General features: G+C 68.0%; 15 protein-coding genes. 7 read left to right on the top strand and 8 right to left on the bottom strand.

Annotation, left to right across the window (positions count from 1 at the left end; translation table 11 throughout):
• Nucleotides 1-382: 382 nt before the first annotated feature.
• A complete protein-coding gene (secA, locus tag AC1DX2_RS19085) occupies nucleotides 383-3,151 on the top strand; it encodes a preprotein translocase subunit SecA (RefSeq protein ID WP_477197981.1) in 2,769 nt (922 codons plus the stop codon).
• Between the two features lie 48 nt (nucleotides 3,152-3,199).
• Here the strand turns inward: secA and AC1DX2_RS19080 are convergent, their stop codons facing one another.
• From AC1DX2_RS19080 to ftsY, 6 genes are read right to left on the bottom strand one after another with little or no spacing between them, the layout of a single operon-like run.
• Nucleotides 3,200-3,859, bottom strand: a complete 660-nt coding sequence (locus tag AC1DX2_RS19080) for a DNA alkylation repair protein (RefSeq protein WP_477197980.1) — start codon at nucleotides 3,857-3,859, stop codon at nucleotides 3,200-3,202.
• Nucleotides 3,832-4,920: an NAD(P)/FAD-dependent oxidoreductase gene (locus AC1DX2_RS19075; protein ID WP_477197979.1), complete on the bottom strand. Its 1,089-nt coding sequence runs from the start codon at nucleotides 4,918-4,920 to the stop codon at nucleotides 3,832-3,834. The genes AC1DX2_RS19080 and AC1DX2_RS19075 overlap by 28 nt, the downstream gene beginning before the upstream one ends.
• Nucleotides 4,917-5,705 carry a DUF3047 domain-containing protein gene (locus AC1DX2_RS19070; RefSeq protein WP_477197978.1) on the bottom strand — a complete coding sequence of 263 codons (789 nt, stop codon included), beginning with the start codon at nucleotides 5,703-5,705 and terminating at the stop codon, nucleotides 4,917-4,919. Before AC1DX2_RS19070 ends, AC1DX2_RS19075 begins: the two co-directional genes overlap by 4 nt.
• A 22-nt stretch (nucleotides 5,706-5,727) precedes the next feature.
• Entirely contained in the window at nucleotides 5,728-6,993 is a 1,266-nt protein-coding gene (locus tag AC1DX2_RS19065; protein WP_477197977.1) for an Hsp70 family protein, read from the bottom strand.
• A 6-nt stretch (nucleotides 6,994-6,999) separates the two neighbouring features.
• Nucleotides 7,000-7,680: an alpha/beta hydrolase gene (locus tag AC1DX2_RS19060; protein WP_477197976.1), complete on the bottom strand. Its 681-nt coding sequence runs from the start codon at nucleotides 7,678-7,680 to the stop codon at nucleotides 7,000-7,002.
• Between the two features lie 33 nt (nucleotides 7,681-7,713).
• Nucleotides 7,714-8,769 (bottom strand): signal recognition particle-docking protein FtsY, encoded by a 1,056-nt coding sequence (gene ftsY / locus AC1DX2_RS19055; RefSeq protein ID WP_477197975.1) that lies wholly within the window; start codon nucleotides 8,767-8,769, stop codon nucleotides 7,714-7,716.
• A gap of 31 nt (nucleotides 8,770-8,800) precedes the next feature.
• Here ftsY and AC1DX2_RS19050 point away from each other — a divergent pair, with 31 nt between their 5' ends.
• The 6 genes from AC1DX2_RS19050 (at nucleotide 8,801) to AC1DX2_RS19025 (ending at nucleotide 14,042) form a co-directional block, all read left to right on the top strand.
• Nucleotides 8,801-10,252, top strand: a complete 1,452-nt coding sequence (locus AC1DX2_RS19050; RefSeq protein ID WP_477197974.1) for a M16 family metallopeptidase — start codon at nucleotides 8,801-8,803, stop codon at nucleotides 10,250-10,252.
• On the top strand, nucleotides 10,249-11,577 hold the full coding sequence (locus AC1DX2_RS19045; protein ID WP_477197973.1) for a M16 family metallopeptidase: 1,329 nt from the start codon (nucleotides 10,249-10,251) through the stop codon (nucleotides 11,575-11,577). Before AC1DX2_RS19050 ends, AC1DX2_RS19045 begins: the two co-directional genes overlap by 4 nt.
• Nucleotides 11,577-12,254: a 16S rRNA (guanine(966)-N(2))-methyltransferase RsmD gene (rsmD, locus tag AC1DX2_RS19040; RefSeq protein WP_477197972.1), complete on the top strand. Its 678-nt coding sequence runs from the start codon at nucleotides 11,577-11,579 to the stop codon at nucleotides 12,252-12,254. The genes AC1DX2_RS19045 and rsmD overlap by 1 nt, the downstream gene beginning before the upstream one ends.
• A 46-nt stretch (nucleotides 12,255-12,300) precedes the next feature.
• Complete coding sequence (gene coaD / locus AC1DX2_RS19035) at nucleotides 12,301-12,804, top strand: pantetheine-phosphate adenylyltransferase (RefSeq protein WP_477197971.1); 504 nt, start codon at nucleotides 12,301-12,303, stop codon at nucleotides 12,802-12,804.
• Between the two features lie 78 nt (nucleotides 12,805-12,882).
• The gene (locus AC1DX2_RS19030; RefSeq protein WP_477197970.1) at nucleotides 12,883-13,329 is read left to right on the top strand and encodes a universal stress protein; all 447 of its coding nucleotides are present in this window, start codon (nucleotides 12,883-12,885) and stop codon (nucleotides 13,327-13,329) included.
• 35 nt (nucleotides 13,330-13,364) lie between these two features.
• The gene (locus AC1DX2_RS19025) at nucleotides 13,365-14,042 is read left to right on the top strand and encodes a histidine phosphatase family protein (RefSeq protein ID WP_477197969.1); all 678 of its coding nucleotides are present in this window, start codon (nucleotides 13,365-13,367) and stop codon (nucleotides 14,040-14,042) included.
• A gap of 35 nt (nucleotides 14,043-14,077) precedes the next feature.
• On the opposite strand, the gene AC1DX2_RS19020 is transcribed toward AC1DX2_RS19025, so the two are convergent.
• The gene (locus AC1DX2_RS19020) at nucleotides 14,078-15,514 is read right to left on the bottom strand and encodes an amidase (RefSeq protein WP_477197968.1); all 1,437 of its coding nucleotides are present in this window, start codon (nucleotides 15,512-15,514) and stop codon (nucleotides 14,078-14,080) included.
• 23 nt (nucleotides 15,515-15,537) lie between these two features.
• Complete coding sequence (locus AC1DX2_RS19015; RefSeq protein WP_477197967.1) at nucleotides 15,538-17,031, bottom strand: ABC transporter substrate-binding protein; 1,494 nt, start codon at nucleotides 17,029-17,031, stop codon at nucleotides 15,538-15,540.
• Nucleotides 17,032-17,050 lie beyond the last annotated feature (19 nt).

The following is a 17,050-nucleotide window of genomic DNA, read 5'->3' as shown; positions in this document are numbered from 1 at the left end:
GCCGCCAGCAAGCCGCTGGCCATGGGCGGTCCGCAAGTTGGCCCGCAACCGGGTCCGCAAGTGGCGCTGCAGACCGTGACGCGCCTGGGCGGAACGACCGCACCGGCCACCAACCCGGTGGGCCCGGCCCGGCCGGGCACGGCGCTGGCCCAGGCCCCGCCGGCCACCCCGGCTCTGGGGCCAGCCTCCGGTGCGGCGCAGCAAACGCTCATCCGCAGGTAAAATCAAAAGTTTGGCCGAGTTCCGGGTGCAAATGCCTTCTTTGGCGTTGCATTCACCGGTGCCGGCCCCATTTCGTTCCTGAAACAAACAATAGGATTGCGCCGCCTTGCGGTCCCATCCAGGCCCTGCCCGGGCTGACAACTAAGGCGGTCGTGCATTCATGGCATTCAATATCCTGACCAAAATTTTCGGCAGTCGCAATGAGCGCCTGCTCAAGCAGTACCGGTCCGTGGTGACACGCATCAACGCCCTGGAGGGGCAGTTTGAGCAACTCAGCGACGATGACCTGCGCGCCAAGACGGCCGAGTTCAAGGAGCGCGTTGCCAACGGCGAGACGCTGGACGCGCTGCTGCCCGAGGCCTTCGCGGTGGTGCGTGAGGGTTCCAAGCGGGTGATGAAGATGCGCCACTTCGACGTCCAGATGCTGGGCGGCATGTCCCTGCACCAGGGCAAGATCTCGGAAATGCGCACCGGCGAGGGCAAGACGCTGACCGCCACGCTGCCGGTCTACCTGAACGCGCTGACCGGCAAGGGCGTGCACGTGGTGACGGTGAACGACTACCTGGCCAGCCGCGACGCCAAGTGGATGGGCCGGCTGTACAACTTCCTGGGCCTGTCGGTGGGCATCAACCTGCCGCAGATGCCGCGCGAGGAGAAGCAGGCCGCCTACCGCGCCGACATCACCTACGGCACCAACAACGAATTCGGCTTCGACTACCTGCGTGACAACATGGTCTACGAGGTGGCCGACCGCGTGCAGCGCGGGCTGAACTACGCCATCGTCGACGAGGTGGACTCCATCCTGATCGACGAGGCGCGCACGCCGCTGATCATCAGCGGCCAGGCCGAGGACCACACCGCGCTGTACGTGGCCATCAACCGCGTGGTGCCGGTGCTGACCCGCCAAGAGGGCGAGGCCGACCCGCGCACCGGCGAGGGCGTGACCAAGCCGGGCGACTTCACGCTGGACGAGAAGAGCCGCCAGGTGTTCCTGACCGAGCAAGGCCACGAGAACGCCGAGCGCATCCTGGCCCAGGCCGGGTTGATCGCCGAGGGCGCCAGCCTGTACGACCCGGCCAACATCACGCTGATGCACCACCTGAACGCGGCGCTGCGTGCCGCCCACCTGTACCTGCGCGACCAGCATTACGTGGTGCAGGACGGCGAGGTGGTGATCGTCGACGAGTTCACCGGCCGCCTGATGACGGGCCGCCGCTGGAGCGACGGCCTGCACCAGGCGGTGGAGGCGAAGGAAGGCGTGGACATCCAGGCCGAGAACCAGACACTGGCCTCCATCACCTTCCAGAACTATTTCCGCCTGTACGGCAAGCTGGCCGGCATGACCGGCACGGCCGACACCGAGGCCTATGAGTTCCAGGAAATCTATGGCCTGGAAACCACGGTGATCCCGCCCAACCGGCCCAGCCGGCGCGACGACCAGCTGGACCGCGTGTACAAGACCACCAACGAGAAGTACGTGGCCGCCATCCAGGACATTCGCGAGTGCTACGAGCGCGGCCAGCCGGTGCTGGTGGGCACGACCTCGATCGAGAATTCGGAGATCATCGCCCAGTTGCTGGAGAAGGAAAAGCTGCCGCACCAGGTGCTCAACGCCAAGCAGCACGCGCGCGAGGCCGACATCGTGGCCCAGGCCGGCCGGCCCAAGATGATCACCATCGCCACCAACATGGCGGGCCGCGGCACCGACATCGTGCTGGGCGGCAATGTGGAAAAGGCGATCGAGGCGGTGGAGCAGGACGAGACGATGGATGCCGCCGCCAAGGAGCCGCGCATCGCCGAGTTGCGCGCACAGTGGAAGCTGGACCACGAGAAGGTCACCGGGCTGGGTGGCCTGCGCATCATCGCCACCGAGCGGCATGAATCCCGCCGCATCGACAACCAGCTGCGCGGCCGTTCCGGCCGCCAGGGTGACCCGGGCTCGTCGCGCTTTTACCTCAGCCTGGACGACCAGCTGATGCGCATTTTTGCCGGCGACCGCGTCAAGGCCATCATGGACCGCCTGAAGATGCCCGAAGGCGAGGCCATCGAGGCCGGCATCGTCACCCGTTCCATCGAGAGCGCACAGCGCAAGGTGGAAGCGCGCAACTTCGACATGCGCAAGCAGCTGCTGGAGTACGACGACGTTTCCAACGACCAGCGCAAGGTGATCTACCAGCAGCGCAACGAGATTCTGGACGCCACTGAGCTGGGGGCGCAGATCGCCTCGCTGCGCGAAGGCTGCTTCACCGACCTGGTGCACCAGTATGTGCCCGAGGAGTCGGTGGAAGAGCAGTGGGACCTGGCCGGCCTGGAGAAGACCCTGGCCGACGACTGGCAGCTGGAGCTGGACCTGAGAACCTGGGTCGACCAGGCCGAATCGGTCACCGTGGACGAAATCGTGGCCAAGGTGCTGGAAGCGGCGAATGCCTCTTTCGACGCCAAGGTGGCGCAGGTGGGCAGCGACAACTTCACGCATTTCGAGCGCATGGTGCTGCTGCAAAGCATAGACACGCAGTGGCGCGAGCACCTGAGCTCGCTGGACTACCTGCGCCAGGGCATCCACCTGCGCGGCTACGCGCAGAAGCAGCCCAAGCAGGAGTACAAGCGCGAGGCGTTCGAGCTGTTCGGCCAGTTGCTGGACTCGGTGAAGAACGAGGTGACCAAGGTGCTGATGACGGTGCGCATCCAGTCTGGTGAACAGCTGGAGCAGGCCGCCGAGGACATGGAAGACCGCGCCGAGAGCATTTCCAACGTGACCTACAGCGCACCCACCGAAACCGGCGAAGTGGAAACGACGGTGGACGAGGAGACGCTGCGCGACGGGCAACCCCGCCTGGCTGTGCGCGAGGGCCCGCGCGTGGGGCGCAACGACCCCTGCCCGTGCGGCAGCGGCAAGAAGTACAAGCAGTGCCACGGCAAGCTGGCGTGAGCTCTGCTGTCGTGCGTTAGCCTCAGGGCGGCCTTGGTGCCGCCCTTTTCATTTCTTCAGCACATCCTTGCCCACCCAGCGCTCGGTGGCGTCGTCGGACTGCGCCAACTCACGCGCCAGCGCCGTGGCCTGCGCCTTCACGCCCGGCCGCTTGACGATGATGGCCCGCAGCGCCATGGCCACCGCCTTCTTGACGAAGTTGCGCTCATCACTGGCGGCGGTACGTACCAGCGGCAGGCATTGGACGAATTGTGCATCTGTGGCCTTCTTGTCGTGCAGCGCCAGCGCCCACAGCAATGCAAACGCGGTGCGCTTGACGAATTCCGGTTTCGCCTTGGCCCAGGCCGCCACCCGGCCCCAGGCATGCGGGCTCTGGTCGAACAGGCTGAAACTCAGCGTGTCGCAGTAACCCCAGTTGTCAAACTCGCGGCACCAGCGGTCCATCTCGGCCACCGTGAGCTTGGCCGGGTCGGCCACAAAAGCCACCAGGATGCGCGCCTCATAGACGCCGGTGGCCCACAACGGCTGCGCCAGCGCATGCTGGCGGCCCAGTTGTTTGCCCAGTGCCTTGATGTCCCTCATGGGCACGCCCAGCGCGTGTTCGGAGGGCAGCGCGTAGCGCGCCATGCCGGCCAGCGTGGCCGGGTCGGCGTTTGCGCGCAGCGCGGCCAGCACGCTGTCTATTTCTTTGGAAGGGGTGGTTGCCATGTGGTGTCTGCCCTTTGCTGCTTGCGCTGGCGGCGATGGTGCCAGCCCCATACCCAGCGGCCCTCAGCTGACCAGTCGCGCCAGCTCACAGCGGCCTGACGCAGCCCGGTGGTGGCAAAGTGCAGCGCGGGCGGCGCCAGTGGCGCGGCCTGCAGGGGTGCGCCCTCCACCACGGCGCGCAGGTTGGCAGCCAGTGACTGCACGGCGGCGGGGCCGGGTTCGTCCAGATCGCTTTGCACAAACACCTGCGGGTGGCTGGCGGCGCGCTGCTGTGCGTCCACCGGCACGTGGCCGGTTTCGTCCAGCGTCAGCGTGCTGTGCTGCAGCCAGGGCGCTGGCTGCACCGGGCCGGCCAACAGCGGCACGTCGCAGGCCAGGCGGGCGCCGCTGGCCAGTTGCACCTCGTCGGCGCGCAGCGCGGTGGCGGGTTCGCGCAGCAAGGTGATGTTGCGCGCCCTGAGCAGCGCCAGCAGCCGGGTGCCCAGCGCCGTGGGAAATTCGGCACCAAAAGGCTCGTCGCCAACAATCAGGGTGACGGCCGCACCGGGCAGGCTGGCGGGCAGCGCCAGCGCCAGCTCCACACCCAGCTTGTTGGCGCCCAGCACCGCCACCCGCAGCTTGCGGCGCTCGCCCAGGTCCACCACGCGCGGCCACAGCTCGGCAAACATGTCGTTCGGATGCACGAACAGGCCATGGTTGCGCGCGCCGGGCAGGCGCGCCTCCACGCTGGCACGGTCCTGCACGCGCGGCTCGGCGATGGACAGCCAGTCGAAGTGCAGGGTGCTGCCATCGTGCAGGCGCAGCGCATTCTGCTGGACGTCAAGCTCGGTCACCGGTTGCGTGATCCAGCGCACACCGCTGTGCTGCAGCAGCGGCGCCAGGGGCACCGCGCATTGTTCCAGTGTGGTTTGTCCGGCGGCGATGTCGGCCAGGCGTTGCGGCGCCACATGCTGGGTGTGGGTGGTGACCAGCGTGACGGTGGCGCCCGGCAGTGGGTGCTGGGCCAGCGCGGCCAGAAAGCGCAGGTGCGCGCGCGAGGTGCCCAGCAGCACCAGGTTCATGGCGCAGGCAGGCTCAGCACCAGGTCGCCCACATAGGCGGTGCTGGTGCCGGCGGTGTTGTCGGCATCGGCCTCCACGGCCAAGCCCACCAGCGGCGGGATGGTGGGCGTCTCGGCACCAAAGGCGGCACGAAAGTCGGCAGCCAGGTCACGCTCGTGGGTCACCCACTGCTTCAACTGCTTCTCGCCGCTGTTGAGCACGATCATGCGCAGCCGCTTGGTGAAGGCGCTGGGCAGGATGGTGCCGGTGGGCAGCAGGTGGTCCCACACGTAGCACAGCGTGTCGGCCGGCAGCTTCGGGTCATGCGCGGCGTTGCGCATCAGCCGCCACACGTTGCGCTCGTAAAAGCCCAGGGCCTCCAAGGGCAGATCGAACAGCGCGCACACCTTGACGGGCGAATCGTCGCCGCTCTTCTTGGTCAAGTCGGCTTGCAGCAGCGGCTCGTCCAGCCGCCAGCGAAAGCGCAGCATCGTGGGGCCGGTGAGCGTGATGGGCGCCAGGTCATGCACCAGCGTGCCGTAGGACTTGTCGGTGTGCACGCGCAGCACATGCTGGCCATCCAGATTGACGATGCTGAATTGCGTCACCGGCTTCTTGCCGGTGGGAAACTCCACCACCCGCCAGGGCGGCTGCGGCGCACCCTCGGGCATGGCGGAATAAGGATGCAGGTTTGGCGCTTGCTGGGCCTGGGCAGGGCCAGCCAGCCACGCCATCACGGCCAACGCGATGCCCGGCAGCAGGACCTTGCGGGCCAGGTGGCGGATCAGGGGGACGGCGGCGACCATGGCGGCAATGATCGCAGAACGGCTACTTCCCCGCCACCGGGGCCGCCACCGCCCCGGCATGGGCCAGCCCGGCGGCCACGCCGCCGAAGCGGTCGCCATGCACCATGCGGGCCTGCGGGAAGGCGGCTTGCAGCAGTGCCACCAGCGGCAGCAGCGCCGAGGAGCCACCAGTCAGGTACACCACGTCCACACCCGCCACGCCGGCACGCTGCAGGCAACTGCGCGCGCAGTCAACAATGCGGCCCAGCTGCGCGGCCAGCACGCGGTCCAGCCCATCCGGGGTCAGCAGCGCGTTCAGATCAGGTTCTATGCAGTCCAGCGCCAGCAGCGCGTCCGCGCCGCTGACCGAGCAGGCGATCTTGGCCGCCTCCGCATTGGCCAGGATGCGGTGGCCCAGACGCTGCTGCAACACGTGCATCAAGCGTTCGAACAGCATCAGGTCGCTGTAGAAAGGCCGCAACTCCTTTGTGTGGTTCAAACTCTTGCGCGAATAGGCCTGGTGGATCAGGTGCCAGGTGGAGAGGTCGAAGAAGATGCTGGAGGGCACCTCGCGCCCGCTGGGGCCGACGTGGCCCAGGCCCAGCGCCGGCATGGCCAGCTTCAGGTTCAGCAGCTGGTCAAAGTCAGTGCCGCCCAGGTGCACACCGCTGGTGGCCAGGATGTCCTGGGCGCGCTGGGCCTGGCCGCGTCGCACCGGGTCCAGCCGCATGACGGTGAAATCCGACGTGCCGCCGCCAATGTCCACGATCAGCGCCGTGGTGGCCTTGTCTATGCGTTGCTCGTAGTCGAAGGCGGCCGCAATGGGTTCCAGCTGGAAGCCCACCTTCGTGAAACCCGCCGCCTTGGCGGCCCGGCCCAGCGTGACCTGGGCCAATGCGTCGCGCTCGGGCTGGTCGTCCACAAAGTGCACCGGCCGGCCCAGCATGGCGGTTTTCACGCTCTGCCCCAGGTGCGCTTCAGCCCGGCGCTTCAATTCCTTGAAGAACAGCGTGACGATGTCGAAGAAGCTCACCAGGTGGCCGTTGACCAGTGTCTTGTCGTCCATCAGCCTGCTGCCCAGCAGGCTCTTGATGGAACGCATCAAGCGCCCTTCGGCGCCGTTGCGGTAGGCGGTGACGGCGGCAGCGCCAAACAGGATGGGACCGGCCTCATTTGGGAAGAACAGCGCCGTGGGCATGGCCGCGTTGCCATCATCCAGTGGCAAATGCCACAGGCTGCCATCCGCCCGGCACACCGCCACCGCCGAGTTGGAGGTGCCGAAGTCTATGCCCAGTACCGGACCCGGCACGGTGAATCAGGCCCCACTGCGCAGCACATGCTGCAAAAAGCGGCTGATGTCGGCGATCTCCTGCGGGTGCACGCTGTGTGGCATGGGGTAGGTGTGCCATTGCACGCTGTAGCCCAGAGCGGTCAACGCATTGCGCGAGGCCTCGGCGCGCATCAGCGGCACCACCGGGTCCATCTGGCCATGGGCCATGAAGATGGGCGTGGCCTGGTTGGCGGCGCTGCGCTCGGCCGCCACGCTGTCAGCCAGCGGCAGGTACCCCGACAAGGCCATGATGCCGGCCAGTTTGTCGGCATGCCGCAGCCCGGTGTGCAAGGCCATAGCGCAGCCCTGCGAGAAGCCGGCCAGCACGATGCGTGAGACGGGAATGCCGCGCGCCACCTCGGCGGCGATCAGCACCTCGATCTGCTTGGACGATTGGCGTATGCCGCCACCGTCCTCCTGCCGCACCAGCTCCGTGCCCAGGATGTCGTACCACGCCGGCATCACATAGCCGCCATTGAGGGTGACCGGGATGCTGGGCGCGTGCGGAAAGATGAAGCGGATGGGGTCGCAACCGGCCAGGTTCAACTCCGGCACGATGGGCGCAAAGTCATTGCCATCGGCTCCCAGGCCGTGCATCCAGATGACTGCAGCGGTGGGGTTGGGGGCGGTTTCGATTTGCAGGCGGGGGAGGAGGGTGTTGGTCATGTCGAGATAGGCAGGAAATGGTGATGAAGAGGATCAGGACAGCAACGCCTGCGCAAACTCCCGCGCACTGAAGGTCTCCAGCTCCTCCAGCTTCTCGCCCACGCCGATGAAGTACACCGGTATAGGCCGCTCGCGCGCAATCGCCGCCAACACGCCGCCCTTGGCAGTGCCGTCCAGCTTGGTGACGATCAGGCCCGTCAGGCCCAGCGCCTCGTCGAAGGCCTTCACCTGGGCCAATGCGTTCTGGCCGGTGTTGCCGTCGATCACCAGCAGCACCTCGTGCGGTGCGGTGGCGTCGGCCTTGGCCACCACGCGCTTGATTTTTTTCAGCTCTTCCATCAGGTGCAGCTGGGTGGGCAGGCGCCCGGCGGTGTCCACCAGAACCACGTCCTTGCCGCGCGCCTTGCCGGCGGCCACGGCGTCGAAGCTGACGGCGGCTGGGTCGCCGCCCTCCTGGCTGATGATCTCCACCGTGTTGCGGTCGGCCCAGATGGCCAGCTGCTCGCGCGCGGCGGCGCGGAAGGTGTCGGCCGCCGCCAGCAGCACCGTGGCGCCGTGCACCGACAGGTGGCGCGTCAGCTTGCCAATCGATGTGGTCTTGCCGGCCCCGTTGACGCCGGCCACCATGATGACCGTGGGCGTGCTCACCTTGCCGATCTCCAGCCGCTTTTCCAGCGGCGCCAGCAGCGTGGCCAGCGCGTCCACCAACAGCGCCTTGACGGCGGTGGGGTCGGCGGCCTTGGTTTCCTTGACGCGTTGCTTCAGGTCGGTGAGCAGGAATTCGGTCGCCTTGACGCCGGTGTCGGCCATCAGCAGCGCGGACTCCAGCTCTTCATAAAGGGCCTCGTCCACCGTGGTGCCGGTGAACACGCCGGCAATGCTGGAGCCGGTCTTGCGCAGGCCGGCCTTCAGCCGCTCCATCCAGCTGGCGCGCTTGGTGGGCTCGGCGGTTGGTTGGGGAATCGCAACGGGTGCTGCGGCAGCGGGGCTCGCCACCGGTGCCGTGGCAGGCACGGGTGCAACAGCGGTGGGCTCAGCAGCTTGCGCGGGCGGGGGGGCGGGGGGTTTCTTTTTGAAAAAGCTGAACATCGGCCGTCGTTCTTAGAATGGGTCCCATTCTATGAAACCTTGCTTACCCCTGATGGCGCTGGCTTTGGCCGCGGCGGCGACGCCGGTGTTGGCGCAGACTTCGCTGCCAGCGCAGACCCAGCTTCAACCACAGGCGTCGCCGGCCCAAACGGCGCCGAAAGTGGCGCAATTCACGCTGCCCAATGGCATGACGTTGATCGTCAAGCCCGAGCCGCGCTCGCCCACCGCCGTGCAGATGCTGTGGGTGCGCGTGGGTGCCATGGACGAAGTGGACGGCACCACCGGCGTGGCCCATGTGCTGGAGCACATGATGTTCAAGGGCACCCGCAGCATCAAGCCGGGCGACTTCTCGCGCCAGGTGGCCGCCATTGGCGGGCAGGAAAACGCCTTCACCGACCAGGATTTCACCGGCTTCTTCCAGGAAATTCCCGCGGCGAAGCTGGAGGCGGTGATGGCGCTGGAGGCCGACCGCTTTGCCAACAATGCCTGGTCCGACGAAGAATTCCGCAAGGAGCTGCAGGTGGTGAAGGAAGAGCGCCGCCTGCGCACCGACGACAACCCGCGCGCCCAGCTGATGGAGGCGATGAACGCCGCCATCTACATGGCCGCGCCCTACCGCCGTCCGGTGGTGGGCTGGATGAGCGACTTGGACGCGTTGACGCCGGACGATGCCCGCCAGTTTTACCAGCGCTGGTATGTGCCGGCCAACGCCGCCGTGGTGGTGGTGGGCGACGTGGACGTGGCCCAGGTGCACCGCCTGGCGCTGCAGTATTACGGCAGCCTGCCGGCGCGGCCGGTGCCTGAGCGCAAACCGCGGTTGGAGCCGCCGCAGATGGGCGTGCGCCGCATCGAATACAAGGTGCCGGCCGAGCAGGCCTATGTGGCGCTGGCCTTCAAGGTGCCGGGGCTGAAGTCGCTGGCACCTGAAGAGGTGGCCAAGCCGGAGGCGCAGGATGCGCTGGCGCTGACCATGCTGGCTGCCGTGCTGGATGGCTATGGCGGTTCGCGGCTCGAGCGCCACCTGACGCGCGGCGAGCACCCGCTGGCCGACAGCGCCACCGCTTCCCACGGTTTGCTGGGCCGGGGGCCGCAGCTGTTCATGCTGGATGGCGTGCCGGCCACCGGGCGCACTACCGAGCAGGTGGAGGCGGGCTTGCGCGAGCAGGTGGCCAAGGTGGCGCGCGAGGGGGTGCAGGCCGCCGAGCTGAACCGGGTGAAGATCCAGTGGGTGGCTGGCCAGGTGTACAAGCGCGACTCGCTGCTGGACCAGGCACGCGAGCTGGGCAACGACTGGGTGCTGGACATGCCGCCCGATACCGACGAGCAGTTGATCGCATTGCTGCGCAACGTGACGTCGCAGCGGGTGCAGGCGGTGGCGGCCAAATACTTTGGCGATGACCAGTTGACGGTGGCGGTGCTGCGCCCGCAGCCCACCGACAAAAAGCGCGCGCTGCGCGCGCCGGTGACGGGGGCTTTGCGATGAAGCAGTTGATGGTGATGCTGACCAGCCTGGTTGTGGCCCTGGTGGCAGTGCCCGCTGCCGCCGGCCTGCCCATACAATATTGGACCCAGCCTTCGGGTGCGCAGGTGTACCTGATCGAGAGCCCCTCGCTGCCCATGGTGGACTTTCAGCTGGATTTCGACGCCGGCTCGCGCCGCGACCCGCTGGCCAAGGCTGGCCTGGCCGAAGCCACCGCCGATGTGCTGCTGAAGGGCACGCACGCCGGCCACGGCATGCCGGCCATGGGCGAGCAGGCGCTGGCCGAGGCCTGGGCCGACCTGGGCGCGCAGTTTGATGTGCAGGCCTCCAGTGACCGGCTGAGTGTGTCACTGCGCTCGCTGACCGAGCCCCCGGTGCTGCAGCGCGCGCTGCAACTGGCCGCGCTGCAACTGGGCCAGCCGGCCTTTCCGCAGGACATCTGGGTGCGCGAGCGGGCCCGTCTGGCCGCCTCGCTGGACGAGGCCAACACCCATGCCGAGACGCAGGCGCAGCGGTTGTTCAGCGCCGCCGTCTACGGCAGCCACCCCTATGGCTACCAGCCCACGCGCGAAACCTTGAGCCGCATCAGCGTGGCCGACATGCGTGCCATGTACCAGCGCATGGTGCGGCCCTGCGCGGCGCGCGTCAGCATTGTGGGCGCGATCAGCCGCGCACAGGCCGATGCAGCGGTTCAGACGCTGCTGGCGCGCTTTCCGGCCAGCAACTGCAGCCAGCCGCTGCCCGCCGTGAGCGAGATCAAGCCGCTGGCCCAGGCGGTGGACAAGCGCCTGCCGTTCGACGCCGTGCAGGCGCAGATCCTGCTGGGCCAGCCCGGCTTCAAGCGCGACGACCCGGATTTCATGGCCCTGCTGGTGGGCAACCACATGCTGGGTGGCGGCGGCTTCAGCTCGCGACTGACCGATGAGGTGCGCGAAAAACGCGGCCTGACCTACAGCGTGGACAGCAGTTTTGATGCCGGCCTGCACGCCGGCGCCTTCACCATCGCGCTGCAGACCCGGCCCGACCAGGCGGCCCAAGCCTTGCAGGTGACGCGCGAGGTGCTGGCGCAGTTTGTGCGCGACGGCCCCACACCGGCCCAGTTGGCCGAGGCCAAGGACCACCTGGTGGGCGGCTTTGCGCTGCGCATAGACAGCAACCAGAAGCTGTTGGACAACCTGAGCAACATCGCCTGGAACAAGCTGCCGCTGGACTACCTGGACCACTGGGCCGAGAGCGTCGCCAAGCTGACGGTGGATGACGTGCGGGGCGCCATGGCGCGCAAACTGGACCCCAGTCGCATGGTCACCGTGGTGTTGGGGGGCAAGTGATGGCTGGCCCACGCAAACCCGTCACCACCCGTGCCCGCCCGCCAGCCGGGAAGAACAACGCGGCCGGCAGCAAGCCGGCCGGCAACCTGGTCGCTGTGCCGCGTGAGGTGCGCATCATCGGTGGCCAATGGAAGCGCAGCAAGCTGCCAGTGGCCGACAAGCCGGGCCTGCGCCCCACGCCCGACCGGGTGCGTGAGACGCTGTTCAACTGGCTGGGCCAGGACCTGGGCGGCTGGCGCTGCCTGGACGCCTTCGCCGGCACCGGCGCCCTGGGCTTTGAGGCCGCCTCGCGCGGCGCCAAGGCGGTGACGCTGGTGGAAAGCGATGCCGCGCTGGCCGCGCAGCTGCGCGCCACGCAGGAACGCCTGGGCGCACAGGTAGCGCGGGTGCAGCGCGGTGACGGCCTGCTGATGCTGCAGCGCTGCGCGCTGGCCAGCCTGGACCTGGTGTTTCTGGACCCGCCGTTTGATCAGACCGCCTTGTTCGCCCCCGCCTTGCTGGCGGCCGCCCGCGCATTGGCGCCGGGTGGCTATGTGTACCTGGAAGCCCCCCAGCCCTGGCAGGACGCAGCCGCGCTGGCCAGCTTCGGCCTGGCGCCCCACCGGTACCTGAAGGCCGGCACCGTGCATGCCCATTTGCTGGTGCTGGCGGCAGGCCCGGCATCGGCTGGCCCATAATGCGGCGCACAAGCCCCTTTGCCCGCCAGACCAGGAGTAGATGCCCATGCCCGACCGCCAAGTGATCGCCGTCTACCCCGGCACCTTCGACCCCATGACGCTGGGCCACGAGGACGTGATACGCCGCGCCTGCCAGTTGTTTGACGGCGTGATCGTCGCGGTGGCGGCCGGCCACCACAAGAAGACGCTGTTCACCTTGAGCGAACGCATCGACATGGCGGTGGAGATCGTCAAGCCCTACCCGCAGGTGAAGGTGGAAAGCTTTGCCGGCCTGCTGCGTGACTTCGTGGTGGCACGCGGCGCCAAGGCGGTGATGCGCGGCCTGCGCGCGGTGACCGATTTCGACTACGAATTCCAGCTCGCCGGCATGAACCGCAGCCTGATGCCGGATGTGGAAACCGTGTTCCTGACGCCCAGCGACAAGTACCAGTTCATCAGCAGCACCTTCGTGCGCGAGATCGCCATGCTGGGCGGCGAGGTGGACAAGTTCGTCGAGCCCATGGTGGCGCAGCGCTTGCTGGAGAAGGTGCAGAGTCTGGGCAAGAGCTGAGTTAGAGCGTGTGGGTTACATCGTTTTCACGGGCCTGGGGCGCGCTTGTTGCTAAAGTAGCGCTTTGGAGGAAACACGATGATCAAAATCCTGCTGCCCGTGGACGGCTCACCGCTGTCATTGGAGGCCGTGGCCTATGCGGCCCGGTTGGTGCGCGAGGGCTTGCAGGCCCGCGTGGTGCTGGCCAATGTGCAGGAACCCGCTAGCCTGTACGAGTTGCTGGTGGCGCACGATGCCGATGTGCTGGCCAAGGTCAGCACCGAGGCCGGCGAGCACGCGCTGCAGGCCGCCGCGCAGATGCTGACGGCGCACGGCATTGCGTTCGAAACCGAAATTGCCTCGGGCGACGCCGCCCACATGCTGGTGGACATGGTGGAGCGCTTTGGCTGCGACCTGGTGGTGATGGGCGCGCGCGGCAACAGCAGCCTGCGCAGCACGCTGCTGGGTTCGGTGTCTAACGAGGTGCTGCATGCTTGTCCGGTGCCGGTGGTGATTGTCAAGCCGGCGCCGACCGACGATGCCTGAGTGGGTGACTGGCAAGCGCTTGCGCTGACGCACCGATGACTGAATTCCTGTTGGTACGCCACGGTGAGACGGCCTGGAACCGCGAGCTGCGTTTCCAGGGCCAGCGCGATATCCCGTTGAACGACATGGGCTGGGAGCAGGCGCGCCGGGTGGCCGCGCGCCTGGGTGGCGAAGCGGCCGATGTGCTGCTCAGCAGCGACCTGCTGCGCGCGCGTGAAACCGCCCAGCCCACCGGTGACGTCAAGGCCCTGACCCTGGTGCTGGAGCCGGGCTTGCGCGAGCAGAGTTTCGGCCTGCTGGAAGGGCTGACGGCCCACGAGATCCGCGCCCAGCACCCCGAGGTGTTGGCGCACTGGGCACGCTTTGACGCCGACTACCAGATTCCCCACGGCGAGAGCGTGCGCCAGTTTTCCGCCCGCGTCCTAGGCGCCATGCAGCGCTTGGCGCAGCAGCACGTGGGGCGGCGCCTGATCGTGGTGACCCATGGCGGTGTGCTGGACATGATTTACCGCAGTGCGAAGGGCATGCCGCTGAACGGCCCGCGCCAGTGCGAAATCCCCAACGGCGGCATCAACCAGGTGCATGCCGCGCTGGACCGCACGGGCGCACTGCACCTGGAGATTGCGCGCTGGGGCGACGCCGAGCACCTGGCCGACATGCCGGCGCAGCCGCGCTACGACCAGGCGCGGGTGGCGGGGCAGCCACCGCGCTAGGGTGCCGCGCTAAGGCGCGGTCTGCGACATCGGCGCTAAGGCGCCGAGGGCCACTCCCGCTGCGGCCCGCGCAGCAGTTCATAGGCACGCGCCACCTGCAACACCCCCAGGTCGTCAAAGCGCTGGCCGGCAATCTGCAGGCCTATGGGCAGGCCATCGCGGGTGTAGCCGCAGTTGATGCTGGCGGCCGGCTGTTCCGACATGTTGTAGGGCACGGTGAAGGCGATGTGCTCCAGGCCGCGCAGTGGGTCGTCGGTGGGCGTGGGCAGCTCGGCGGCGAAGGCGGGAATGGGCGCGGTGGGTGACAGCACGTAGTCCAACCCCGCGCAGGCCTGCACGGTGGCCACCCGGGTGGTGTGGAACTGATGGAAGGCGTTGAAGGTGTGCGGGCCGTCAAAGGCGCGCGCCGAATCGGCCCATTGCGCGATGTAGGGCAGCACCCGCGCGCGCTGGTCGGCCGGCAGCCGGCCCAGCTCCACATGCGAGCGCATGCGCCAGGCGTGGTCCATGCCCATCAGCATGTCCGCCGTCAGGAAGGGCGCCATGGGCTGCACGATGGCACCTGCCGCTTCAAAAAGCTGGGCGGCGCGCTGAATGGCGTTGCGCACCTCGGGCTGCACGGCCAGCCCGCAGCCGGCGTCCAGCAGCAGGCCTACGCGCTTGCCGCGCAGCACCCCGGTGCTGGCGTCGGCGGCCGCCCAGTCCAGGGCTTGTGGGGGCAAGCTCATGCTATCGCGCGCATCCGGCAGAGCCAGCACCTGCATCAGCAGGGCGGCGTCCAGCACATGGCGGGTGATGGGGCCGGCGGCGCGGCCTGTGTATGGTGGGTCGATGGGCACGCGACCCAGGCTGGGCTTGAGGCCGAACACGCCGCACCAACCCGCTGGCAGGCGAATGGAGCCACCAATGTCGGTGCCCACATGCAGCGGGCCGTAGCCCGCAGCAGCGGCCGCGCCGGCGCCGGCGCTGGAGCCGCCCGGGGTCTTGCTGACATCCCACGGGTTGCGCGCCAGTGCATGGAAAGTGGACAGGCCCGATGACAGCATGCCGTAGTCGGGCATGGTGGTCTTGCACAGCAGCACCGCGCCAGCCTCGCGCAGGCGTGCGGCTGGGGGTGCATCGGCCGCCATGGTGGCAGGTGCGCTGGCGGCGGTGCCCAGCGGCATGGGGTCGCCCTGGGTGGCGATGTTGTCTTTCAGCGTCACCGGCACGCCGTCCAAAGGGCTGAGCGGTGTGCCATTGCGCCAGCGTGCCTCGCTGGCGGCGGCCTGGGCCAGCGTCAGCTCCGGGCGCAGCAGGTAGCTGGCGTGGATGTGCGGCTCCCAGCGCGCAATGTGGGCCAGCAGCGCGCGCGCCACCTCCACCGGCGACAAGGTGCCGGCGGCATAGGCGGCCGATAGCGCATGCGCGGGCCAGTCGTGCAGCGCTGTAGCTGCATGGGTGGCGGTGCTGGGTCGGGTGCTCAGGTCCATGGGGGTCCTTGTTCAGCCGTGGCTCATGTCCACGACAGCGCCGACAGGTCGTTGGCGAAAATGGGCATGTCCTTCCACAGGCCTTGCAGCTTGCGGTTGGCCACGGTCACCCACAGCGGTTGGTACAGGTAGGCGTTGACGGCGTCTGTGGCCAGCATGCGCTGCGCGTCGCCCAGCAGGCGGCGGCGTTCGTCGGCGCTGGCGCTGTTGCGCAGCTTGTCGTACAGCGCGTTGAAGGCGGGCGAGTTGTAGCCCCAGTAGTAGCCGGGCTTGGCGTAGTTGCCCAGGTCCAACGGTTCCACATGCGAGATCAGCGTGATGTCGTAATTGCGGTTGGTGTAGACGGCGCTCAGCCACTGCGCCCATTCCACGTTTTCCTGGCGCGCGTGGATGCCCACCTTGGCCAGTTGCGCCGCCACCACCTCGCCCCCCTGGCGCGCATAGGGGGTGGGCGGCAGCTTCAGCGTCAATTCCAGTGGCAGCTTGATGCCGGCTTCCTTCAGCAGCGCCCTGGCCTTGGCCGGGTCGTGGGGATTGAGGGCGGTGGTGTCCACGTAGCCGGGTGCACCAGGCGTGTAGTGGCTGCCTATGGGCACGCCATAGCCGTCGCCGGCACCGGCGATGATGGCTTTGCGGTCCAGCGCGGCGGCAATGGCGCGGCGCACGCGCACGTCGTCCAGCGGCTTGCGCCCGTTGTTGATGGCCAGGATGGTCTTGGCGCGAGAGCCACCGGTCAGCACCTGGAAGCCCGAGTGGGCGCGGAACTGCGCCACGCCGCGCGCCGTCACGCGGGGGAAGGCGTCCACATCGCCAGCCAGCAGGGCAGCTACTTGCGCCGCCGGGTCGCTGATGAAACGGAACTGCGCCCGCTTGATGCGCAGCCGCGGCGCATCGCGGTGCTGGGCGAACGCCTCCAGCGTCAGCGACGAGCCCTTGATCCAGCCGTGCAACCTGTAGGGGCCGGTGCCCACCGGCTGGGTGTTGTTGCTGGCCGCGCTCTTGGGCTCGACGATGACGGCGCTGGCCTCGCCCAGCAGGAACAGGAAGTCCGGATCCGGCTCGCGGTTGACGATGACCAGCGTGTGCGGGTCCTGCACGCTGATGGTCTGGATGCTGGCGAAGGCGCGCTTGTCCTTGTTGGTGCTGTTGGCGCCAGCGGCGCGCTCAAAGGCGAATTTCACCGTGGCGGCGGTGCAGGGCTCGCCGTTATGGAAAGTCACGCCCTTGCGCAACCAGAAGGTGGTGGTCTTCAGGTCCGGCGACACCTCCCAGCGCTCGGCCAGCAGCGGGCTCACCGTGCCGTCGGGGTTGATGCGCGTCAGCGTTTCGAACAGGTTGTACAGCGTCACCTCGGCAATGGCCGAGGCCGCGCCCGCTGTCGGGTCCAGCCCCGGCGGCTCCAGCGTCATGCCCAGCACCACGCTGTCTTTCCTGGTTTGCGCCAGCGCGCTGCCCCAGGGCCCTGGCATCAGCGCCAGGGCGGTGGTGGCCGCCAGCGCGTGGCGTCGGTTCATCATGCTCATCGTGTCGTTGGAG

The sequence above is a fragment of the Hylemonella sp. P2_B10 genome (genome assembly GCF_056404875.1).
This window is presented reverse-complemented; position numbering and strand designations above follow the sequence as displayed.

Bases quoted from the DNA above. Each gene is read 5' to 3' on its own strand.
- AC1DX2_RS19025 (WP_477197969.1), top strand. From the start codon at position 13,365: ATGACTGAATTCCTGTTGGTACGCCACGGTGAGACGGCCTGGAACCGC.
- AC1DX2_RS19015 (WP_477197967.1), bottom strand. From the start codon at position 17,031: ATGATGAACCGACGCCACGCGCTGGCGGCCACCACCGCCCTGGCGCTG.
- coaD (WP_477197971.1), top strand. From the start codon at position 12,301: ATGCCCGACCGCCAAGTGATCGCCGTCTACCCCGGCACCTTCGACCCC.
- AC1DX2_RS19075 (WP_477197979.1), bottom strand. From the start codon at position 4,920: ATGAACCTGGTGCTGCTGGGCACCTCGCGCGCGCACCTGCGCTTTCTG.
- AC1DX2_RS19045 (WP_477197973.1), top strand. From the start codon at position 10,249: ATGAAGCAGTTGATGGTGATGCTGACCAGCCTGGTTGTGGCCCTGGTG.
- secA (WP_477197981.1), top strand. From the start codon at position 383: ATGGCATTCAATATCCTGACCAAAATTTTCGGCAGTCGCAATGAGCGC.
- AC1DX2_RS19060 (WP_477197976.1), bottom strand. From the start codon at position 7,680: ATGACCAACACCCTCCTCCCCCGCCTGCAAATCGAAACCGCCCCCAAC.
- AC1DX2_RS19030 (WP_477197970.1), top strand. From the start codon at position 12,883: ATGATCAAAATCCTGCTGCCCGTGGACGGCTCACCGCTGTCATTGGAG.
- AC1DX2_RS19050 (WP_477197974.1), top strand. From the start codon at position 8,801: ATGAAACCTTGCTTACCCCTGATGGCGCTGGCTTTGGCCGCGGCGGCG.
- AC1DX2_RS19020 (WP_477197968.1), bottom strand. From the start codon at position 15,514: ATGGACCTGAGCACCCGACCCAGCACCGCCACCCATGCAGCTACAGCG.
- ftsY (WP_477197975.1), bottom strand. From the start codon at position 8,769: ATGTTCAGCTTTTTCAAAAAGAAACCCCCCGCCCCCCCGCCCGCGCAA.
- AC1DX2_RS19070 (WP_477197978.1), bottom strand. From the start codon at position 5,705: ATGGTCGCCGCCGTCCCCCTGATCCGCCACCTGGCCCGCAAGGTCCTG.
- rsmD (WP_477197972.1), top strand. From the start codon at position 11,577: ATGGCTGGCCCACGCAAACCCGTCACCACCCGTGCCCGCCCGCCAGCC.
- AC1DX2_RS19080 (WP_477197980.1), bottom strand. From the start codon at position 3,859: ATGGCAACCACCCCTTCCAAAGAAATAGACAGCGTGCTGGCCGCGCTG.